Raw genomic sequence first — 22,784 nt, 5'->3', positions numbered from 1 at the left:
CTGTAGCATAACCATCAAATTTAATTATTAATTAAATAACAGAAGATGCTATATATGCTTAATGCCCATATTGCCACAGACGTCGTTTATTGAGGTATTACATCGATAATTTACTTTTTATTTACCTCGCAAACTGCCACCTTTTCATACATTTGTGTAACCAAAAGAACTATAATAAAAATGAAAAATACAGCCTTAACTGAAGTACATGAATCGCTAGGAGCAAAAATGGTCCCATTTGCTGGATATAACATGCCAGTATCTTATGAAGGTGTAAATGTCGAGCACGAAGTCGTTAGAAACGGTGTAGGTGTATTTGACGTATCACATATGGGTGAATTTCTTGTATCTGGAGAAAATGCCTTGTCATTACTACAATGGGTATGTTCTAACGATGTTTCTAAAATAAACGTTGGTGGAGCGCAGTATAACTGTTTTCCTAATGATACAGGAGGAATTGTAGATGATCTTATTGTGTACCGTATTAAGGAAGATCAATATATGCTTGTGGTAAATGCCAGTAATATAGATAAGGACTGGGCATGGCTAGAAACTCAAAATACACTAAAAAGTTTTGATGCAGAGCTGCGTAATATCTCTGATGGTCACTCACTTCTCGCTATACAAGGGCCTAAGGCCATTGAAGCTATGCAATCGCTTACAGAAGTAGATCTTGCAAGTATTAAATTTTACACCTTTGAGGTGGCACCTTTTGCAGGTATTGAGAATGTAATTATTAGTGCTACAGGATATACTGGTAGTGGTGGTTTTGAGATTTACTGTAAAAATGAAGATGCTGCACAATTATGGGAAAATGTGTTTAAAGCTGGTGCAGACTGGAACATCAAACCTATAGGTCTTGCTGCTCGTGATACACTACGTTTAGAAATGGGATATTGTCTCTATGGTAATGATATAAATGACACTACTTCTCCGCTTGAAGCAGGTTTAGGATGGGTAACAAAATTCACTAAGGATTTTGTGCACAGTGATCACTTAAAAGCACAGAAAGAGCAAGGACTTAGACAAAAACTTGTAGGTTTTGAACTTACAGAGAGAGGAATTCCTCGTCAGGGATATGATATTGTTGATGGAGATAATAACAAAATAGGTAATGTAACATCTGGTACGATGGGGCCATCTGTAAACAAAGGAATAGGTATGGGGTATGTAGATACCGCTTTCGCGAAAGCGGACTCAAAAATTTTCATACAAATACGTAAGAATCTTGTACCTGCAACCGTTGTAAAGACACCTTTTTACAAAGGATAATAAACCGAAAAGCTACTCCCGAATTCCAAAGGACTAACTTTTGGAATTCGGGAGTTTTTTATTTAAAAAATTGTAGTTATCGCATTTAAAAAATCAAAAGATAAAGTTTTAATACTAGGCGCTAGTGGCTTTCTAGGAGGTGCTTTGTACAAGGAATTGTATAGGTACTACAATACCTATGGCACTTATCACTCTGGCAAGATATACAGTGATAACCAGCACTATGTGCGATTTGATCTTGTAGAAGATGATGTGTATGAAGTGCTACTCAAGATAAAGCCATCTGTAATTATAACGGCACTCAGAGGTCCTTTTGGCGACCAGCTAGAGGCTCATGAATCTATGATCGCTTATGCTCAAGAATCTGGCTGTCGTATTGTATTTATCTCTAGTGCAAATGTTTTTGATGCTTTTACAAATTACCCTAGTTATGAGAATGACAAGACACTCTCAGAAAGTATCTATGGTAAACTAAAAATTAGAATAGAGACGCTCTTAATGCGTCATCTACCAGAATCACAATATGCGATTGTGAGACTGCCTATGGTTTTTGGTGTGGGTTCTCCTAGAATTGAAGAGCTCAAAAACCAATTATTACTAGGAGATGCCATAGAAGTGTTTCCGCATTTGGTAATGAATACTACCACAGATACTAAACTCTGCCAGCAGGTACACTATATTATTAATAGAAAACTATCTGGTATTTTTCACTTAGGAAGTACAGATCTTATACATCATAAAGAATTTATCCATGAGTTAGTAATTATGCTAGACCTCAATAGGAAACCTATGTATAAAAACGTATTTACTAGTAACTCTGATCGTTACCTCGCGGTCTTACCCAGAGACAATAAATTACCTAAGCATTTGCAGGTAACTAATGAAGGTGTTGTAGCAGGTAGCAGAAAATACAACGCAGAGTTTTAAGAAACATCTTTCTTATTTTTCAACTCACAGTTGTACCTTTATAAAACACCCTAATTTACAGCTTATGCCTTGGCATTTTTACGTTATGTCTATTATGTATACCCTTGCGGGTGTCATGCATTTTATAAAACCTCGAGTATATGGAGCTATTATGCCTGCATATATTCCTAAAAAGAAAGCAATGGTTTTTTGGAGTGGCGTGGCAGAAGTTGCTGGAGGCGTAGGATTACTCTTTGAAGAGACCAGAGTTATAGCGACATGGGGAATTATTGCCATGCTCATTGTGTTTTTTACAGTACATATCGATATGCTAAGTAATGAGAAACTCAAGGGTAAATTTCCCGTTTGGGCATTATGGATGCGTTTACCATTACAATTAGGATTAATTTATTGGGCTTATCAATATTTATAGATGTCATTATTTCCACAAGAGCCATATTCACTTGATCTCCCGGATGCCGATGTTACCTATTATAAAAACATGCTTACAGACGAAGAGGCAGCATCTTGTTATAAAACACTTCTAGAAGAAATCTCGTGGCGTCATGATGACATTAAGGTTTTTGGTAAAATATACCCGCAACCAAGACTCACAGCTCTTTATAGTTCAAATGCAAAACCCTACTCTTATTCTAATATTACGATGGTACCTGAACCATTTACTCCTGCATTACAAGCTATTAAAAAACAGGTAGAGGCTATTGCAGGTGTTACTTTTACTACTTGTTTACTTAACTTGTATCGTGATGGAAATGACAGTAATGGGTGGCATGCAGACGATGAAAAAGAATTAGGTAAGAATCCTATAATTGCTTCTGTAAGTCTCGGGGCTCCTCGCCTATTTAAATTTAGAAACAAGATTGATAAAACTCAGCAAGCTAAAATAATTCTCGAGCCTGGAAGCTTACTACTTATGGGAGGAAGCACCCAGCATAACTGGCATCACCAAATACCTAAAACAGCAAGAAAAGTAGCTCCTCGCATCAATCTTACCTTTAGAATTATCGCATAAAAAAAGCAAACGTTTAGGGGAAACGCTTGCTTTTGAAAAAGCTTCTAATTACATGAAGGAACATTGTTCACTTAGGGGTGAAAGCCGTATGTTTTTTAAAAAGCCTTAGAAGATACTTCGCTGTTAGTAATCTAGGGGTTACTCGACATCAATGTAAAAAGTCTCCTAAGGCCAAAATTTGTACAATAAACATTCAAAACGCTACTGTTTAAAATTGTATAAAGTCTTTTAAAATCAGAAAGAAAGAGGTGCTGTATATGAAACTTCAAGACATCATGCTTCACTCTAACACATGTCTAAAAAAAAACCAACAAACTAACCTTAAAAACAAAACTTCACAGCACCTCTGTAGTTTCTTTCTTTAATTCTGGTGCAAAGCTATGCGTGCATAGTATATTTTAACTTGTATAAAATTGATTTTTAATTGTACAATATTTAAAAAACTTTAATGTTTAGCTAAATGTTTATTTAAAATAAGTTTGTATCTTATAGAGTATCAAATCTTTAATCCCCAACCACATGCAAAGATTCAGTTTACAAGATACTTTTCTAATAAAGAAATTCAAGAAATTAGACAGACATCAAGACGAAGATAAACGCACTTATTTTGAAATTATTTTTATAGAAGAAGGAAAAGGAAAGCATTTTATCAATGAGTTTATCATCTCTTACAACGCAGGTGATATTTTTCTAATAGCCCCAGACGATACTCACTGGTTTGAAATAAATGAAGTTACAACATTCTGTTACTTTCAATTTACAGAATCATTATTTTCAAGTAAGATGAATCTGCCAGATAGGTCTTACTGGTTACACCGTATAGAGCGTATTATACAACATCCTAATCTTATGCCTGGTGATGTAGTCACTGCAGAATCGGATAAGGAGCTTATTTGGCAAATACACAATGCCATTGTTCTAGAGTATGAAATGGCCAAGGAGTTTTACAAGCACAACATCTCTAATATGGTCAGTACTACCTTAAGTATTATTGCTCGAAATATTACCCGTGACTTAAAGCCAAAAGCATTGAAGTCTAAGAGAGATCAACATACTACCATAGACGATATCTTAAACTACATAAGACAACATGTATATGATAGAGATAAAATGAAAGTAGCAGCTATTGCAGAAAAATTATCTATGACAAGTAGTGGGTTAAGTGCATACTTCAAGAAGAAGACAGGAGACTCTCTACATCATTATATTATTATGTATAAACTACACCTTGTAAAGTACAGGTTGAAAAACACTGACTTCACAGTGTCTGAGATCGCCTATCAATTAGGTTTTACAGATGAAAGTCACCTCACTAGAATTTTTAAAAAATACAATGAGATGACTCCAAAACAGTTTAAATCTAAGGAAGATGAAGAACTAGAAAATAATCTTACTTTATCCAAGTAACTCATTAAGAAGTTGAGCTAGGCGCACACCTCCTTTTTGTAGCTGACCTTTAAGAGTATCAAAGTAGTCATACATATAACGGTAGCCTAGTTTATCTCCTTTTTTAGTTTTTGAGTAAATATCTTTTACAAGATTTCTACTATCTTCCATCCACTCTTTGTAGGTGCCCGCTGCCATTGCCTCGCGTTGCCTTTTTGTAATCTTAGGCATGTTATCCGCTAGCTCGGTATAACTCATACCGTAGCTTTCTATCATTTGTGTATCCCACACACGGTGTAAGTTTGTCCCATCATTATACCATTGTACTTGAAAATCATTTCCACCTTTATCTTCTCCTATACCGGTATGAAGTGGCTGATGTAAATCTCCTATAAAATGTACTAGCATGCGTAAGTTAAAAGCCTTCTCCTCCTTAGTTGAAGTTTCAGATTTTATAACATTTATACATGATTCTATTCCTGTAATAATATCACCTCTCTCATTTTTAGGGTGTACATCATAGGTACTATCAAAAGGTACATTTACATAATGTTGTGTACCGTATTTTCTATATTGAGAATCACTTTTAATCTCATCTGCATAGGTAGATACTAGTGCTAGAGACTCGCCATCAAGTATTTCGGCGATGGCTTTTCTTGCTTTTTTAGATAGGTACTTTTCGGCAATGGCTCCTGTTGTTCTGTGGCCTGTCTTTCCCCAGTCGTAAGCAGCGACGTTTGATGTAAATACAAAAACTAATAATAGTGAAATAAGTATACGCATTGAATATTTTTTTGCCAAATGTACAATGAAACTTCTATGTTGCGTGTTATAAAACTATTAAGAATAGATACGCTTTCGCGAAACTCGTCCCGCATTCATTTCGGGAAGAGTGAAACTACACTATCTTTATCATGGCAATAATAAACCTCCTTATGATTACATATACTTTTTTCACTAAAACCAAATTACTCTTAACCCTCTTATTCATTGGGTTTTTACAACAAGTGCTTATCGCGCAAGAATATGGCGGCAGCAGTGATGTGCGTATAAGTGACATGGTGTATGGCACCTTACTTACTCCTGAAGTTCCTACCTCAAAAATTGCGATTATCATTCCTGGATCAGGACCTACAGATCGCAATGGCAACCAGCAAATGATGCGTAACAATAGCCTCAAACTTCTTGCTGAGTCGCTAGCAGAGGAAGGAATAGCAAGCATACGATATGACAAGCGCGTACTCACCCTTCTCAAGAAAAACGCATTGCAAGAAGAACGTCTAGATTTTAATATGTTTATAGAAGATGCGGTAGCTGCCATAAATTATGTAAAACAACAAGGACGTTTTAAAGAGCTATATGTAATAGGCCATGAACAAGGTTCGCTTATAGGAATGGTAGCAGCCCAGCGTGCAGATGTACAAGGTTTTATCTCGCTCTCTGGATCTGGGCAATCAATAGATCAATCTATTATCCATCAGATAGGATTACAAATGCCAGATCTTAAGGATAAAGCTATTAGTGCATTTAGTACGCTCAAAAAAGAAGGACGTGTAAAAGATTACTCTCCTGCTCTCACTTCTATCTTTCGCCCGTCTGTGCAACCATTTATGGCGAGCTGGATGCAATACGATCCAAAAGTTGAAATAGGACATCTTACTATTCCAACTCTCATTATTAATGGTACAAACGACATACAGACTTCTAAAGAGGAAGCCGTTTTATTACAAGAAGGTAATAGTGAAGCAACTCTTGCCATCATAGAAGGGATGAATCACGTCCTTAGAATAATAGATGGTGATGATCTAGAAAACACAAAGTCTTATAATAATACAAAGCTTCCCCTAGCTGAAGAGTTAATAAGTACCGTTGCTGGGTTTATCACAACGCACTAGTACAATACAAAACACCTAGATAAGATAGAATTACTACATTTGACTACTAACAGTCACTCATGTTTACAATCTTCAAGATGAAAAAGATTTATTATGTTATTGCTTGCTCATTACTTATGATGAGTTGTGATATTCTCAATAAACCCCTTGCTAGTTCTCACCAAATAGCTCCAAAAAATAAACTCACCCGTAGTGCCATAGATCTTGTAAGCTTGAGCGAAGACCGTATTAAAGTACGCGTACAACCTGCACCTATATATAAAGAAGTAGCAACTTTTTACATTCCTGAGACGGTGCCTGGCACTTACTCTGATGATGATTATGGGAAGTTTATAGATAGTGTGGCTGCCTATGGAACTTTTGGAAAAAAGCTAAAGGTCACCAAAACTTCAGATAATACGTGGGACATAAAAAATGCTAGTAACCTAGACTACATTGATTACTACGTAAATGACACTTATGATGTAGAGGCAGAACACACTATTTTTTCTCCTGCGGGGACTAATTTTAAAGAGAACGAGCAGTTTATGCTCAATCTACATGGAATTCTTGGATATTTTAAAGATCAAGAGGAAATGCCGTATTATGTAGATATTAATAGACCAGAAGCTATGGAGGCTACTACTAGCCTTCCACGCTTTGCAGACTCACTGTATGTAGCGCAGGATTTTGGGAATACAGGAATTACAGATACTTATAAAGGCAATCGCTATTTTGATATTGTAGATAATCCTATCATGTATAATGTCCCTAACAAAGAGGTTTTTACTATAGATGATATTACGATTGAGCTTAGTGTATACAGTCCTACTGGAACGGTAAAAGCGTCAAGCCTTAGACCCAACATAGAGCGTATGATGAAAGCGCAAAAAAACTATTTAGGTGATTTTAATGCCACAGATCATTATACAATCTTACTATACTTTACCACAGGCGAAGCAGATGACGCACAAGATCTAGGAGCGCTAGAACATCACACCTCTACGGTGGTGGTACTTCCTGAAGCTATGCCACAAGAAAATCTCGATGCAGCTATGGTAGATGTGGTATCACATGAGTTTTTTCATATTGTGACTCCGCTTAATTTACATGCTACGCAGATTCATAAATTTAAGTATAATGATCCTGAGATGAGCATGCACTTATGGATGTATGAAGGGATTACGGAGTACTTTGCTCAGCACTTCCAAGTGCAGCAAGGACTCGTTACTCCAGAAGATTTTTACAACACACTCGTTCAAAAAATAAGCAACGCAAAAGGATATGATGATGCCATGTCATTTACTAAAATGAGCACAAACATACTTGAAGAGCCATATGCATCAAATTATGGGAATGTATATGAAAAAGGAGCCCTTATCGGGATGTGTCTTGATATTCTTATGCGTAAAAACAGTGATGGCGAGCGTGGTGTTCTCGACCTTATGAAGGAGCTTACGTATCAGTATGGACCTCACAGACCTTTTGAAGACAGTAACCTGATCCCGCAAATCACCCAACTCACCTACCCTGAAGTGGGCGAATTCTTTACAAACCACGTGATAGGTACCCAACCAATACAGTACAAAGACTTTTTTGACCTAGTAGGACTTGATTATAGCACTACACTAGTAGACACGGGCTTCTTGTTAGGAAAGCAACGTCCTTATATTAATGGAAACAAAGAAGACAATACCATTTATATACTTCCAGGAAATCTCAATACATTTCTCACTGCGCTGGGCGTACAAGGCAATGATGTGATTACCTCAGTAAATGGAACTGCTTATGATCTTTCTAAAGTATACGATTTAATAACAATCTCAAATAGCTGGAAAGTAGGCGACGCCATTACTATGACGGTACAAAGAAATGGAGAAGAAATTACACTTACTGGAACGATTATTACGCCACAAACTCTGCAGGCAACACTGGTAGAATTAGAGACGTACGACGATGGCTTAGAGCAAGTTCTACGTGAAAAGTGGCTAAAAGGTTCTTAAGTTTTATCGCTTACAAGACATTTTTTTGATACATTCGGGTGAACTAACCATTCCTGATGTATAAATTGCTACTCTGTGTACTCCTTGCGGGAGTAAGTACAGCGCACTACGCTCAAACCAAAGAAGTAGGTGTATCCTTTATAGAAACACCTATTAGGATAGATGGTGTACTTGATGAAGCCGCTTGGGACAAAGCAGTCCCAGCAACAAACTTCTGGCAATATTTTCCTACAGATACCATACAGGCACCTTACCAGTCTGAGATACGTTTTTTATATAATGACAAAACCTTGTATGTAGGCATCAAAGTCTCTGCGCAGGGCGACGATTATATAGTCCCATCGTTGCGCCGTGACTTTAGAGCAGGCGGAAGTGATAATATCACCTTAATGTTTGATACTTTTAATGATGGTAATAATGCATTTCTTTTTGGCTCCAACCCTGCTGGCGTGCGGAGGGAAGCACTAGTTTCTGGCGGCGGAAAAGATTTGAGAGGTTTTACCACTAGCTGGGATACCAAGTGGGTGGGAGAAACCACGGTACATGACGGCTATTACGTATGTGAGTGGGCAATCCCCATGAGCGCCTTTAAATATAGAGAAGGCGAAACCCGATGGCGTTTCAATAGCTACCAATTTGACACCCAAGATAACTCGCGAAACACGTGGATACAAATTCCTCAGAATCAGAATATTTTTAATCTCGCTTACATGGGCGATATGGTTTTTGAGAAACCGCTAGGTAGCTCAAAAAGTCCAATCTCTATAATTCCTTATGTAAATGCCATTGCTGGACAAGACAGAGAACTAGACGATAACTTTACCGAGATTAAAGTGGGCGGTGATGCTCGTTTTACGATAGGCAACAGCCTTAATCTTGATGTCACTATCAATCCAGACTTCTCCCAAGTAGAGGTAGATAATGCTATTACAAACCTCTCACGCTTTGAAGTTGGACTACCAGAGCGCAGGCAGTTTTTTATAGAAAACAGTGACCTCTTTGCAGATTTTGGTGATCCTGGGGCGGCAAATCCTTTTTTCTCGAGGCGTATAGGCATCGCCGAAGATCTTGATGGGAACACGGTACAGAACAACATTGTAGCAGGTGCACGCTTGAGCGGTAAACTCACAAACAAGCTACGCGTGGGTATACTCAACATGCAAACAGAAAATGATGAACCCATTGAGATTGCGTCAACAAACAACACAGTGGTTGCCTTACAGCACAGCGTTTTTAGCAGATCAAACATAAGTGCGATTTTTGTAAACAAGCAGAACACCAGTGATGCTGGCTTTGTACAACCCGAAGAAGAATATAACAGACTCATAGGCCTTGATTATAACCTAGCCAATAAAGACAATAGCTGGAATGGTAAATTTTACCTCCACAAATCCTTTACTCCTGGGATTGATAGTAAGGACTACTCTGGCGGCGCGCGCATGGAGTACAATAAAAATAACTGGCGGGCGACAAGCGCTACGCTATTTATAAATGAAGACTTCAACTCTGAGCTTGGTTTTATACCTCGTAAGGATATCTTTAGGAACTTCAGTAAGGTAGAAAGGCTCTTTTTCCCGAAAGGGGGAACAATTAATAGACACATATTTTCTTTAAACTCCTTCTTTGTATGGCGGCCAGAAGTCGCTTTTACCCTTGGCGACCGCACACTCTCGCCACAGTGGGAAGCCCAGTTTAAAAATACGAGCAGCCTGAGTGCAAAACCTAGAACGCGCTACACAAAACTCTTTGACAGCTTTGACCCATCGCGATCTGACGGACTAGAATTACCAGAAGGAAGCGAGTACCGCTATACCAATCTAGAAGTCGAGTACAAATCTGACCAGCGCAAGAAGTTTTACTACACGGCAAATACTACCTATGGTGAGTTTTTTAACGGTGAGATACTCACCTTGCGAGCAGAAGCTACCTTGCGCCTGCAACCTAAACTCGTGCTAGGGATAAACGCCCGCTATGACAACATAGACCTGCCTGCTTCTTATGCAGATAATCGCATCTGGCTTGTAAGCCCGCGGGTAGATGTTACCTTTAGTAAAAACCTGTTCTGGAATACGCTTGTGCAGTACAGCACCTTGCAAGATAACTTTGGGATTAACTCACGCTTGCAATGGCGATTTGCCCCACTTTCTGACTTATTTTTGGTGTATAATGACAACTATTTTACAGATACCACCTTTGCTCCTCGGTTCCGGAGTATTAATTTAAAACTTACTTACTGGTTATATTTATAGGGATTTTGGTATTTTCGGATTCCTTTGGCGGTAAGCCTTAGTTTATTTTTTATGCTTCTTGCAGTGAAAGTGATCCCATTTTCGCGAAAGCGTAATTACCCACATTATTATGGAAAACACACCTTATTTTACAAATGACGCCATCGTTTTTGGCCTCATTGCGCTTGCACTTGCATTTATATTTTATACCTCGAGTAAGAAGACAGGCTTCTGGGGGAAATTTTATGGCATTGTACCTGCCCTACTGCTATGCTATCTCATCCCTGCGATTTTTAATAGTCTCGGGCTGATAGATGCAGAGAGTAGCCAACTGTATTATGTGGCGAGTCGTTACTTGCTACCCGCATCGCTGGTGCTTATGACGCTTAGTATAGACCTTAAGGCAATTGTAAACCTAGGCCCTAAGGCGCTTATCATGTTTTTTACAGGAACGATAGGGATTGTGATAGGTGGCCCGCTAGCGATACTTCTCATCTCTTCCGTATCACCAGAAACGGTGGGTGGTGCTGGACCAGATGCAATATGGCGTGGCCTCTCTACTCTGGCGGGAAGCTGGATAGGCGGTGGTGCAAATCAAGCCGCGATGCTTGAGATTTATAAATACAATCCAGAAAAATACGGTGGTATGGTACTGGTAGATATTGTGGTGGCAAATGTGTGGATGGCCATAATTTTACTAGGTATAGGTAAAAGCAACCGCATAGATAAATGGCTTAATGCAGATAATAGTGCGATAGAAGTGCTCAAGGAACGCGTCTCCACCTTTGCCGAAGGGGTGAAGAGAAACCCGACGCTTTCTGACCTTATGGTTATGCTAGGTCTTGCCTTTGGCGCAGTGGGTATTGCACACTGGGGAGCCGGTGGTATGAGCGCTTTATTTTCTGATATCCCAAAGGACTCTGCGCTTGCATCCTTTGGCTCTACTTTTTTCTGGATGGTCACGATTGCAACTGCGATAGGGATTTTACTCTCTTTTACAAAAGCCAAAAATTATGAAGGTGCCGGTGCAAGTAAAATAGGCAGTGTGTTTATTTACATACTTGTTGCGAGTATAGGGATGAAAATGGATCTCACCACTATTTTTGAAAACCCAGGGCTTATTGCCATAGGTTTTGTGTGGATGGGTATACATGCGGGACTCCTCATACTGGTGGCAAAACTTATAAGAGCACCCTTTTTCTTTCTTGCTGTGGGAAGCCAGGCAAACGTGGGTGGCGCAGCCTCTGCTCCTATTGTCGCGGCAGAGTTTCACCCATCGCTAGCTAGTGTGGGTGTGTTGCTAGCAGTTTTTGGCTATGTGGTGGGAACTTATGGTGCGATACTCTGTACAATTTTAATGGAAATGGCAGCTGCGGGCTAGTATTATATGTAAAATAGTAGCATATTTGCCGTCTATAATTAAAACCAATTATGAATAAAATAGCATACATTCTCTTATTAAGCATCTTGATGGTTTCATGTTCAAAAACAGGAAATCTTACAGTCACTGGAACGGTAAAAGGTCTTAAAAAAGGAACTTTATATGTACAGTATATACAAGACACCATGCTTGTAAATCTAGACTCGCTAGTAATAGATGGTGAGCCAGAATTTGAGTTTATACTTGACGTAAAAGAACCAGAGGTGTATTACTTACACCTTGATAAGGCAGATGAGTCTGGTTATGATGACCGTATTCCTTTCTTTGCAGAGGCTGGTACTATTAATATCACTACTTCTCTTAAAAACTTTGAAGGATTTGCTGCTGTAACAGGGTCTGAAAACCAGATGCACTGGACGCAGTTTAAAAATATGAACAAGCAGTTTAATGATAAGAATCTAGATCTTATAAAAGGTTCTTTTAACGCTAGACAGCGAGATGATCAAGAAGAGATTCTTGCTTATGATGATTCTTTACAGCAACTACTTAAAAGAAAGTATCTATACACGGGTAACTTTGCAACAACAAACAAGGAACTTGAGATTGCTCCTTACCTTGTAATGACCCAGATACCAGATGCTACCACTCCTTACCTAGACACTTTATATAAAACTTTCCCTAGAAAAACTAGAAATTCTAAATACGGGAAGCAGCTCAAGAAGCTTATAGAGGAGCGCAAGAAACAGTAAGCACCCTAAGATTGTACTTACTATTATAAGTGTGACGTGATTTTACATAAAAATGTAAGGTTCATGATTATAAATTAAACTACTTTTGCAGTCAAAATTAGAACAATGGCAAATATTAGAGATTTAAAAAAGGATATCAATTTTGTACTAGGTGACATCATTGACGCAGTATATGTTTGGGAAGCACTTAATCCTAAGGCAGACAGAAAGGAAAGTGAAGCGATTATAGATGATGCTATCGCAACTTTTGACACTTTAATTACAAAAGTAAACGACCGTAAAGTAGAGAATAGAGGTAAAAATCTAGTGGCAGTACGTGTAGATCTTGAGAAGGAAGGGCAGGCACTTATAGACCGTATTAATAAGCTATAATTTTTTTAAAAAAAGGGTTGCATATATAATAAATGCTATTATATTTGCACCCGCAATGCCGATGTAGCTCAGCTGGCTAGAGCAGCTGATTTGTAATCAGCAGGTCGTGGGTTCGAGTCCCTCCATCGGCTCAAAAAGGTCTTCTTTTATAGAAGGCCTTTTTTGTTTTATATAAGTTCTTGATGGTATGTGGTACGCTTTCGCGAAAATGTGATGTTGTTATAAAAAGTCTAGCGGACTTTTAACTTGTTGTATAGATCTAGTTGTCACATGTGTGTAAATCATAGTCGTTTTAATATCACTGTGCCCTAAGAGCTCTTGTATCATACGGAGGTCTGTACCACTATCCATAAGATGGGTAGCATAGGCATGACGCAGACTATGCAGCGTTACTTTCTTCTTGATACGTGCTTTCTTACAACTAGCTCTAAAAACCGAACGTAAGCTTGCAGCAGTGTATTGCGGCTTAGACTGCCCCTCAAAGAGATAATCTGTGGGTTTATATTCTTTATAATACTGACGAAGTAAAGGTTTTAAACTTTCTGGAAAAGGCAGCTGGCGGTCCTTTTTACCTTTGGCTGCTTTTATAGTAATAGTGTTACGCTTTTTATCCATAGCGGCAAGCCTTAAATCTACTAGTTCACCTACACGTAAACCCAGTGCATATATAGTAGTGAGAGCCGCTTTGTGCTTGAGGTTTGTGGTATGGTGTAATATGCTTTTCACCTCATAGGTAGATAGTATGTCTGGCAGTACACGCTGTGGCGAGCGCGGTCGCAAGCTGCTTAAATCTATCTCCTGCCTGAGCGCTTCTTTATAATAAAGGCTCACGGCACTTATGAGCTGCTTCTGAGTGTTGAAGGTATATTCTTTTTTTAATATAAAATCTCTAAGTGTCGTGATAAGATATGAGAGATCTAGCCTCTCTAGAGGACGGCTGTCTCCTAAATAATTTTGATAGCTTACTAACAGACCTATATAAGTGGTTACAGTGCTGTCACTATATCGCTTTGCTGTTAATATTGTGTTAAAGCTATCAAACATTCGTTTATACGTTGAAAATCGAGATTGCTCAATATAAGCAAAAACATTCGTTTATACACCCACTTCAGGTATGATAACTTATATGTTTTTAGTAACTTGCGTTTATATATACGTTACCCAACATTTAAGACAAACATCGAGAATGATACGAAATTATTGGAATGAAGAATGGAAAGAGATTGTATTTGATGACAAGATTTCTGAAAATGAAAAATTTAAAATATCAAATTACGGCAGAATTATAAATTGTAAAACTGACGAGGAATTTTTGGTTAAAAAATACTTTATAAACGGATATCAGAACTTACCAGTAAAACAAAAAAGGAACGGAAAACAAACCAGCAGATACGTACACAAACTTGTTGCGGAACATTTTCTGGAAAAAAATGACGGAATCTGTGTTATTCATCTGAACTATGACAAAACCGACAATCGAATAGAAAATCTAAAATGGGCTACGAAAAGAGAAAAGGAATTACATCAATTCAGCCATCCAGATTGGAACGAAATTGTTAAGAAAAGGAGCAAAAATATTGGCAAACTGAACGCAGGAAAAGTAAAAATTATCAAACGCCAATTAAAAAACAAAAATAACAGGCTGAAAATGATTGCTAAACGCTTTGGAGTTTCTGATATGCAAATACACAGAATAAAAACAGGCGAAAATTGGAGTTCTGTAACTGAATAAAAAACGTTGGGTAACAACGTATATAGCTCATAGCTAATAAGTTGCTTAAACGAAGTTAAGGCTTATTTGGAAAGTCGCCAAATTTTTAAATTTGACGATTTCCAATAAAAAAGATAAATAGTAAAATTTAAAAATCTGGCTTGTGCTCAATCCGAATAGTTATCGCTATTTTGCACGCTACGAGCCATATACAAGACCGTGGACGGCTGATTGCCAAAGGACATGTTTTTCATCTCAAGACAAGCCACATCCAAGTCAGTTGCATACTTGCAAATTCCCGCCGTCGTATGGCTCCACTTCAAAATCAGAACACCTCAAAAGTCGTTGAAATATCGAAGGGTTGAGTATAGATCGAGATAGAGCAAATCTGGAAGGATTTTAAAGCTCCCACCCTACCAATCAGCCGTCCACAGGCCACTGCTCAAAAATGTCTAAAGTACACATCATAATTATAGAAAGCTCAAACGTTGTTGCAACCAGCCACAACTACAGCATAAAGCGAATGAGACATTTTTGAAAGCTCTATGCGCGGCGCACAACTCCAAAATTCATTGTATATTTAGATCAAACAAACAAGACCATAAATTAAAGCAAATCAGCAAAATGCCGCACTCGCTTTATGCAGTGGCCTGTTAGCAACAAGCTGAAAAAAGGACAATGTTTAACCGAATATTTAAGAAAAAATCTAAAGGACTTTCCAAAATTGAGTATTGGAAAAAGTGGAAACTTTTTGAATTGTTTTCGGATTTACATTTAGCCGAAAAAATGCTGTCTGAATTTAAAGGTGGTTATTCTGGAAAGTTCTCTTCAGCAGAAGAATTTTATAATGCTTTTGTTGAACACCTTTACGAAATTGAAAAAGATAATGTTGCTGATTTTACGCAAATCTGGTATTGGTTTGCACCAACTTGTGAATGGGATGATTTTACTGGAAAACAAGGAGAAAAATTAGGCAATAGAATTTTTGAAAGAGTTAATAATTGGAAAAAGAATCACGATTTTGTTCACGGAACAAAAGTATCTCTTGATGGAGAATTCGGAGTAGTAATCAAATCTGAACTGGACGAACCAAATTTTTGCGGAATTATTCGCTGGGATTCTAATAAAGAATCTGACAATGAAGATTGGAGAGGAATGTTCGGAACATTTATAAATCAAGGCGGACTAATAATTGACCAAAATCATCAATTTGAATTTATCAATGATGACGGAACATTGAAAAAGCTGAACGAATAAAAAGAATAAAGCCAGTTGCTAACAACGTGTATAATTAATTGCTTTGGCAAGTGCTTATTTGGAAAATTCCTTCGGAATTTTCTCGCGTTCGTTTTTGTTTGCTAAATTAGTTGCTGGAACACGCAACTAACCATACACAACAACGTTGGCAAACATTTAAGCTGAAAAATAGACTATGAAATTAACATTTGTATTTATCCTATTTACCTGTTTGACTTTTGGACAAGAAAAACCAATAGTTTTCTACAATGAAACTGGAGAAAAAATAAATAAACGAGAATTTATTAAAACCAAAGACTACAGTAAAAATTTGGATTTATATTTTGAGAACGATTCAACACAAATAGCCTTGTTAGTAACTCGACAAAAATTCGGACAGCTTGATAAAACTACTTTTGAGAATCTGAAATTATACTTAACAGAATTGACTGAAAAGCAAATTGACTCGACTCAAAATATTGTAATTAATTACTTAACACCATTTCCGAAAAGGGATAAAAATACTACCTCAAAATCAGGATGGAATGTTTTACACAGAGATTATCTAAAAAAACTGCATAAAATCGCAAACATTAATCAATTTTGGATAAACTCACCTGAATGCGATAATCTCGAATACAATCATTCTAAAAAAATAAATTGGATAGCAGATAAAGAAAATTTATTCAAAAATTTGTTTTTCCCTTACGATGTAAGATATGGAAATTATATTCTCATTAAACCTGATGGAAAATTCTATTATTATTTAGGAGAACATAGTAAATATGAAATTTGGGAGAAATCGAAAAAGTATTTTAAATAAAAAACGATTTGCCAATCGAGTAGACGGCTCTGCTAGCAACTAGCAGAGTGCGCCTCTCACACCACCGTACATACGGGTCTCGTATACGGCGGTTCAATAATTATACAGCTCGATTATAGTACTCGATTAGACTAACATAACCTCTCATTTTTAACCGTTTAATAGTAATTGTAGTGCCTAGTATAGGGCTTTGAGCGACTGCCCATCCTCCCATTCTTGTGCGACTCCAAGCATAGGCGTGGTCTAAGTTTACTCCTAAACGGATTAGGTTTTTACGCTTCCGTTCTGGTTTCTTCCAGTGATGCCATATGCAGTACCTCAATCGGTTCCTTAGCCATTCTTCTAGCTTCTTAAGCTTCGACTGAATGGAGGCAGGTTTAAAGTAATTTATCCAACCACGTATTAATAGGTTGATACGTTTGATACGCTCATCAAAACTTGCAGGTATCGTCTTTTTGGTCAGGTATTTAAGTTTTGACTTAAAATCTTGCCATTTAGACCTAGTTACCACGAGCTGATACTTCCCTTTTTCCCCTTTCTTATACGTTGGCACAAATCCAAAGCCTAATACTTGGAAATCTAAAGGTCTCCGCACACCGCTCTTTACCCTATTTATGGGAAGTTGGAGGTGGTCTCGCAAATACTTATAGATACTGTTACCTACACGCTTTGCAGCCTCTTTACTTTTAACGTAAATACTAAAATCATCGGCATATCTTACATAACGATGTCCTCGTTGCTCTAATTCTTTATCAAGCTCATTGAGCAGAATATTAGAAAGCAATGGACTTAATGGCGAACCTTGAGGCACGCCCTTTCTGCGTTTTTGTAATCGACCGTTAATCAGTATAGGCGCTCTAAGAAATGAACGTAATAACCGCATTGTGGCTTTGCACTGTACCTTTTTGTAAATCAACTCTAGTAGTATACAGTGTGATACTTCATCAAAGAAACTCTTTAAATCTATATCTACTATATGTAGAAAACCAGCATTGATATTTAAAAGGCTTTGTGCCGTGGCTTGGTGGGCATTACGTTGTGGTCTGAACCCGTAACTATGCTTTTGAAAGTCTGGCTCAAATAAAGGTTGCAATACTTGATGTAATGCCTGCTGAAATACTCTATCAACAACTGTAGGAATACCGAGTAATCGTTTCTTGCCATTGCTTTTAGGGATTTCAACACCTAATATAGGAGACACCTGATAGCGCTTTCTTTCTATGTGCGAAATGTATTGTTTTCCATGAATCTGTAGTATAGATTTTAGTTCTTTAATGTGAACCTTATCCACTCCAGCAGATCCCTTATTACGGTACACTCGCGCGTAGGCTTCGTTTAGATTCTTTTTACTTGTTACTTGTTTAATCAATACTCATAATTTGAATTGCTGTCTCGCTTAATCAAAGGCTATTATTTTACTAGAAAACTATCCGTAACATAAAACAACTCCTTTGGTCATTAAAGACAATTATTGTTCTGTCCTTCACTAAAATATCAGGCTTTAGCTACTATGACTTCTGCTGACTTCTCTAATAGACCAACTCCTGGTTATAGAGACCTCCCCAGGTAAGAACATCTTCTTTCTCTCAATCCCTGCCGTATCTACATAATTACCCTTTTGATACTATTTAGAGCGTAACAATGATGTGCTTGCTTACCCAAATAATTATGCCTCATATACGGTTCCTGTTCGTCAGTACCGAGATTTGTAGTCCTGCTTTCTTCAGTCCTAACTTCACAACTAGCAACCTTGCAGCTTACTAATGGTTCAAGGCGTTACCCCTACCCATAAGGGACTTGCACCCTCTAGATAAATAAACTACTTTTAATAAGTAGTCTAAAGATGCCCATACTGGGCACACACACCGTGTATAATTAATTGCTTTGGCAAGTGCTTATTTGGAAAATTCCTTCGGAATTTTCTCGGGTTCGTATTTGTTTACTAAATTAGTTGCTTAACCGCGCAACTAACCATACACAACAACGTTACCCAACATTTGAGAAACATCATATTCATAACAATTTTCCTTCTAAGTACAATCTGTACTGCTCAAAACAATGATTCTATTCCTGAATCTGAAAAAGAGTATCTGGAATTATTAAACTATACGCCAAAGAATTTTAAAATTGATTTAGAAAATAAACCTTCGAGCGAATTTCTAAAAACTGACCTGAATTCAATTTGGAAACTAAAGTTTGCGTATGAATTGAAAGACAAACTAAACGATAACGAAATTAAATGGTTGGAAGACCAAATTAATCAATTAGCAGTTGCTTATTTTCTGGAAAAAAAGCCAATTATTATCGAAAGTGTTGGAGGATACTCTGGATGTCCTGAACAGTTAGTGACGAGTGAATTAAAAAATGAAACGAAAGTTACAATCTTGAACTTTTGCTCTGGAGGCTGTATCGTGAATAATAAAACGGAGGATTTTATTCGGATTTTTAATAATCGAACGGAAAAACTACTGTTGAACTGAAAATAAAAAACGTTGGGTAATCGAGTAGACGGCTCTGCTAGCAACTAGCAGAGTGCGCCTCTCACACCACCGTACATACGGGTCTCGTATACGGCGGTTCAATAATTATACAGCTCGATTATAGTACTCGATTAGACTAACATAACCTCTCATTTTTAACCGTTTAATAGTAATTGTAGTGCCTAGTATAGGGCTTTGAGCGACTGCCCATCCTCCCATTCTTGTGCGACTCCAAGCATAGGCGTGGTCTAAGTTTACTCCTAAACGGATTAGGTTTTTACGCTTCCGTTCTGGTTTCTTCCAGTGATGCCATATGCAGTACCTCAATCGGTTCCTTAGCCATTCTTCTAGCTTCTTAAGCTTCGACTGAATGGAGGCAGGTTTAAAGTAATTTATCCAACCACGTATTAATAGGTTGATACGTTTGATACGCTCATCAAAACTTGCAGGTATCGTCTTTTTGGTCAGGTATTTAAGTTTTGACTTAAAATCTTGCCATTTAGACCTAGTTACCACGAGCTGATACTTCCCTTTTTCCCCTTTCTTATACGTTGGCACAAATCCAAAGCCTAATACTTGGAAATCTAAAGGTCTCCGCACACCGCTCTTTACCCTATTTATGGGAAGTTGGAGGTGGTCTCGCAAATACTTATAGATACTGTTACCTACACGCTTTGCAGCCTCTTTACTTTTAACGTAAATACTAAAATCATCGGCATATCTTACATAACGATGTCCTCGTTGCTCTAATTCTTTATCAAGCTCATTGAGCAGAATATTAGAAAGCAATGGACTTAATGGCGAACCCTGAGGAACGCCTTTTCTGCGTTTTTGTAATCGACCGTTAATCAGTATAGGCGCTCTAAGAAATGAACGCAATAACCGCATCGTAGCTTTGCACTGTACCTTTTTGTAAATCAACTCTAGAAGTATACAGTGTGATACTTCATCAAAGAAACTCTTTAAATCTATATCTACTATATCTTGAAAACCAGCATTGATATTTAAAAGGCTTTGTGCCGTGGCTTGATGGGCATTACGTTGTGGTCTGAACCCGTAACTATGCTTTTGAAAGTCTGGCTCAAATAAAAGGTTGCAATACTTGATGTAATGCCTGCTGAAATACTCTATCAACAACTGTAGGAATACCGAGTAATCGTTTCTTGCCATTGCTTTTAGGGATTTCAACACCTAATATAGGAGACACCTGATAGCGCTTTCTTTCTATGTGCGAAATGTATTGTTTTCCATGAATCTGTAGTATAGATTTTAGTTCTTTAATGTGAACCTTATCCACTCCAGCAGATCCCTTATTACGGTACACTCGCGCGTAGGCTTCGTTTAGATTCTTTTTACTTGTTACTTGTTTAATCAATACTCATAATTTGAATTGCTGTCTCGCTTAATCAAAGGCTATTATTTTACTAGAAAACTATCCGTAACATAAAACAACTCCTTTGGTCATTAAAGACAATTATTGTTCTGTCCTTCACTAAAATATCAGGCTTTAGCTACTATGACTTCTGCTGACTTCTCTAATAGACCAACTCCTGGTTATAGAGACCTCCCCAGGTAAGAACATCTTCTTTCTCTCAATCCCTGCCGTATCTACATAATTACCCTTTTGATACTATTTAGAGCGTAACAATGATGTGCTTGCTTACCCAAATAATTATGCCTCATATACGGTTCCTGTTCGTCAGTACCGAGATTTGTAGTCCTGCTTTCTTCAGTCCTAACTTCACAACTAGCAACCTTGCAGCTTACTAATGGTTCAAGGCGTTACCCCTACCCATAAGGGACTTGCACCCTCTAGATAAATAAACTACTTTTAATAAGTAGTCTAAAGATGCCCATACTGGGCACACACAACGTATAAAATTAATTGCTTGGTACGAGCCTACTTACGAAAATCCTCGCGGATTTTCTATTTGGTTTGTATTTGCTAAATTCGTTGCTAAACCACGCAACTAATCTTATACAAAACCGTTATCTCTTATTTAAAAAAAACAATACTTCTGAATTCAACATTAAAAAATAGAGCCAAATCTTTTGCTGTAGATTATCTGATTTTATGCATAATCGGAATTTTATTATTTGCAATTTCAGCGGATTTGATTATATCAATGTTTGTTATTTATCCAGTTGCAATGAATAAAGATTTTCTAAACGGAAAAAGTATCGGAAAAAGAATATTCGGAATTCAAGTACAAAATTTAGACGGCCAAAAAGCTAATGAATGGAAATGTTCGTTGCGAAATATTTTACCGATTATCCCAATTGATATTCTGTTTACTTTAATGAGTCCTAAAAGACGAATTGGCGATAGAATAGCGAAAACTCAAATAGGATTTGAAAACCAAAAAAATCTAAAGTCAATTGGTGCGGAACTAAAAAATTACCGACTGAATAAAGAACTTTTCTTCGGAATAGTTTTCGGAATTGTAAATATTTACGGACTTTTAAACTTGTACGGATTTATTTTTAAAATTACCACAAATCTATGAGCATAGCGAAAAAACAAGAGATAACACCGTATAAAAATAATAGGGCAATTAGTGCTGAATTCAATGGAATGTGCACGTTTGCAAAGTCGCCAAATTTTTAAATTTGGCTTATTGAAAAATAAAAGTAATAAGTAAAATTTAAAAATTCGGCTTGTGTTATACCGAATAGTAACTGTCTATTTTCAACCCTACTATTCTTATACAAACCGTTAGGCACAATCTGAAAAAAATGCGAAAACTGAATATTCTTTTTCTGGACTTTGGACTTTCTAAAGATAAAACTGAAAGTGCATTGTCATATGAATTGAATTCTTCAGTTTTTAATTTGGGAAAATCTTTGAGGGAACAACTGCGAAAAGATGATGATTTAGGAAAAGAAATGATGAAATTATTGGATAGTGGAAAAATGCTTACGACTGACATTATTGGAAAATTTATCTCAAAAAACTTAAAAGAAATTGACGATAATGTTTTATTGGCTGAATATCCAAGAACTGTGGAACAATTTAACGGACTTAAAAAAGTCCTGATAACGGAAAATATTGAGATAGAAAATATTTGGTATTTTAAACAAAATGAACCTAAAACATTTATGAAAGAACATTTTGAAAATCCGAAACAAAGACAATGGGTTGATAAATATGGCTCTGAAATTATTGATAATTGGAAAACGAAGTTTAAAGAAAGAAGTGAGCAAATAACTGAAATCAAAAAAGCTTCGGATGAATATAATTGGAAAGTAATTGAAATGGATTTTGTCGCTGATTTAAGTACTGAATATATACAACAGCGGATAAAAGACTGTGCCTAACAATGTATATAA

At 37.2% G+C, this 22,784-nt stretch carries 20 protein-coding genes, 1 tRNA gene and 1 pseudogene; 18 read left to right on the top strand and 4 right to left on the bottom strand.

The window, feature by feature from the left end; translation table 11 throughout:
• Positions 1-180: 180 nt before the first annotated feature.
• From gcvT to KRODI_RS11415, 5 genes are all read left to right on the top strand, one after another.
• A complete protein-coding gene (gcvT, locus tag KRODI_RS11435; protein ID WP_013751758.1) occupies positions 181-1,272 on the top strand; it encodes a glycine cleavage system aminomethyltransferase GcvT in 1,092 nt (363 codons plus the stop codon).
• Positions 1,273-1,383: 111 nt separating this feature from the next.
• Positions 1,384-2,199, top strand: coding sequence for a sugar nucleotide-binding protein (locus tag KRODI_RS11430; RefSeq protein WP_041295690.1), 816 nt, complete (start codon positions 1,384-1,386; stop codon positions 2,197-2,199).
• Positions 2,200-2,284: 85 nt separating this feature from the next.
• A complete protein-coding gene (locus KRODI_RS11425; RefSeq protein ID WP_144785201.1) occupies positions 2,285-2,611 on the top strand; it encodes a hypothetical protein in 327 nt (108 codons plus the stop codon).
• The gene (locus tag KRODI_RS11420; protein ID WP_013751755.1) at positions 2,612-3,211 is read left to right on the top strand and encodes an alpha-ketoglutarate-dependent dioxygenase AlkB family protein; all 600 of its coding nucleotides are present in this window, start codon (positions 2,612-2,614) and stop codon (positions 3,209-3,211) included.
• 519 nt (positions 3,212-3,730) lie between these two features.
• Complete coding sequence (locus KRODI_RS11415) at positions 3,731-4,618, top strand: helix-turn-helix domain-containing protein (protein WP_013751754.1); 888 nt, start codon at positions 3,731-3,733, stop codon at positions 4,616-4,618.
• Here the strand turns inward: KRODI_RS11415 and KRODI_RS11410 are convergent.
• Positions 4,607-5,380 (bottom strand): S1/P1 nuclease, encoded by a 774-nt coding sequence (locus KRODI_RS11410; protein WP_013751753.1) that lies wholly within the window; start codon positions 5,378-5,380, stop codon positions 4,607-4,609. The two genes, KRODI_RS11415 and KRODI_RS11410, sit on opposite strands and share 12 nt — an antisense overlap.
• A 152-nt stretch (positions 5,381-5,532) precedes the next feature.
• Between KRODI_RS11410 and KRODI_RS11405 the strand changes: the two genes are divergently transcribed.
• The 7 genes from KRODI_RS11405 to KRODI_RS11375 all read left to right on the top strand — a co-directional run bounded on the left by KRODI_RS11405 (position 5,533) and on the right by KRODI_RS11375 (position 13,335).
• A complete protein-coding gene (locus tag KRODI_RS11405; protein WP_013751752.1) occupies positions 5,533-6,492 on the top strand; it encodes an alpha/beta hydrolase in 960 nt (319 codons plus the stop codon).
• A 77-nt stretch (positions 6,493-6,569) separates the two neighbouring features.
• Positions 6,570-8,474 (top strand): hypothetical protein, encoded by a 1,905-nt coding sequence (locus KRODI_RS11400; RefSeq protein WP_041295905.1) that lies wholly within the window; start codon positions 6,570-6,572, stop codon positions 8,472-8,474.
• Positions 8,475-8,530: 56 nt separating this feature from the next.
• Positions 8,531-10,723 carry a DUF5916 domain-containing protein gene (locus KRODI_RS11395; protein ID WP_013751750.1) on the top strand — a complete coding sequence of 731 codons (2,193 nt, stop codon included), beginning with the start codon at positions 8,531-8,533 and terminating at the stop codon, positions 10,721-10,723.
• 109 nt (positions 10,724-10,832) lie between these two features.
• Positions 10,833-12,083 (top strand): DUF819 domain-containing protein, encoded by a 1,251-nt coding sequence (locus KRODI_RS11390; protein ID WP_013751749.1) that lies wholly within the window; start codon positions 10,833-10,835, stop codon positions 12,081-12,083.
• Positions 12,084-12,133: 50 nt separating this feature from the next.
• On the top strand, positions 12,134-12,832 hold the full coding sequence (locus KRODI_RS11385) for a DUF4369 domain-containing protein (RefSeq protein WP_013751748.1): 699 nt from the start codon (positions 12,134-12,136) through the stop codon (positions 12,830-12,832).
• A 105-nt stretch (positions 12,833-12,937) separates the two neighbouring features.
• Positions 12,938-13,204: a hypothetical protein gene (locus KRODI_RS11380; protein ID WP_013751747.1), complete on the top strand. Its 267-nt coding sequence runs from the start codon at positions 12,938-12,940 to the stop codon at positions 13,202-13,204.
• Positions 13,205-13,261: 57 nt separating this feature from the next.
• Positions 13,262-13,335, top strand: a tRNA-Thr gene (locus KRODI_RS11375).
• Positions 13,336-13,423: 88 nt separating this feature from the next.
• On the opposite strand, the gene KRODI_RS11370 is transcribed toward KRODI_RS11375, so the two are convergent.
• The gene (locus KRODI_RS11370) at positions 13,424-14,248 is read right to left on the bottom strand and encodes a tyrosine-type recombinase/integrase (RefSeq protein WP_013751746.1); all 825 of its coding nucleotides are present in this window, start codon (positions 14,246-14,248) and stop codon (positions 13,424-13,426) included.
• Between the two features lie 142 nt (positions 14,249-14,390).
• Between KRODI_RS11370 and KRODI_RS11365 the strand changes: the two genes are divergently transcribed.
• The 3 genes from KRODI_RS11365 to KRODI_RS11355 all read left to right on the top strand — a co-directional run bounded on the left by KRODI_RS11365 (position 14,391) and on the right by KRODI_RS11355 (position 16,974).
• Complete coding sequence (locus tag KRODI_RS11365; protein ID WP_013751745.1) at positions 14,391-14,936, top strand: HNH endonuclease; 546 nt, start codon at positions 14,391-14,393, stop codon at positions 14,934-14,936.
• 657 nt (positions 14,937-15,593) lie between these two features.
• Positions 15,594-16,172, top strand: coding sequence for a hypothetical protein (locus tag KRODI_RS15740; protein ID WP_013751744.1), 579 nt, complete (start codon positions 15,594-15,596; stop codon positions 16,170-16,172).
• Positions 16,173-16,347: 175 nt separating this feature from the next.
• The gene (locus tag KRODI_RS11355; protein WP_013751743.1) at positions 16,348-16,974 is read left to right on the top strand and encodes a hypothetical protein; all 627 of its coding nucleotides are present in this window, start codon (positions 16,348-16,350) and stop codon (positions 16,972-16,974) included.
• 100 nt (positions 16,975-17,074) lie between these two features.
• On the opposite strand, the gene ltrA (KRODI_RS11350) is transcribed toward KRODI_RS11355, so the two are convergent.
• Positions 17,075-18,343, bottom strand: coding sequence for a group II intron reverse transcriptase/maturase (gene ltrA / locus KRODI_RS11350; RefSeq protein WP_013751742.1), 1,269 nt, complete (start codon positions 18,341-18,343; stop codon positions 17,075-17,077).
• Positions 18,344-18,971: 628 nt separating this feature from the next.
• Here ltrA (KRODI_RS11350) and KRODI_RS11345 point away from each other — a divergent pair.
• A complete protein-coding gene (locus tag KRODI_RS11345; RefSeq protein ID WP_013751741.1) occupies positions 18,972-19,454 on the top strand; it encodes a hypothetical protein in 483 nt (160 codons plus the stop codon).
• 105 nt (positions 19,455-19,559) lie between these two features.
• Here KRODI_RS11345 and ltrA (KRODI_RS11340) read toward each other — a convergent pair.
• Positions 19,560-20,829 (bottom strand): annotated as a pseudogene (ltrA, locus tag KRODI_RS11340) (group II intron reverse transcriptase/maturase).
• 739 nt (positions 20,830-21,568) lie between these two features.
• On the opposite strand from ltrA (KRODI_RS11340), the gene KRODI_RS11335 reads away from it, so the two are divergent.
• Both KRODI_RS11335 and KRODI_RS11330 read left to right on the top strand, forming a co-directional pair.
• Entirely contained in the window at positions 21,569-21,961 is a 393-nt protein-coding gene (locus KRODI_RS11335; protein ID WP_158307011.1) for an RDD family protein, read from the top strand.
• 229 nt (positions 21,962-22,190) lie between these two features.
• Positions 22,191-22,772, top strand: coding sequence for a nucleoside monophosphate kinase (locus tag KRODI_RS11330; protein WP_013751740.1), 582 nt, complete (start codon positions 22,191-22,193; stop codon positions 22,770-22,772).
• Positions 22,773-22,784: the final 12 nt, after the last annotated feature.

It is taken from the genome of Dokdonia sp. 4H-3-7-5, assembly GCF_000212355.1.
Taxonomy (GTDB): domain Bacteria; phylum Bacteroidota; class Bacteroidia; order Flavobacteriales; family Flavobacteriaceae; genus Dokdonia.
Note: the sequence above shows the minus strand (reverse complement) of the source record. Positions and strands in the feature narration are given on the sequence as shown.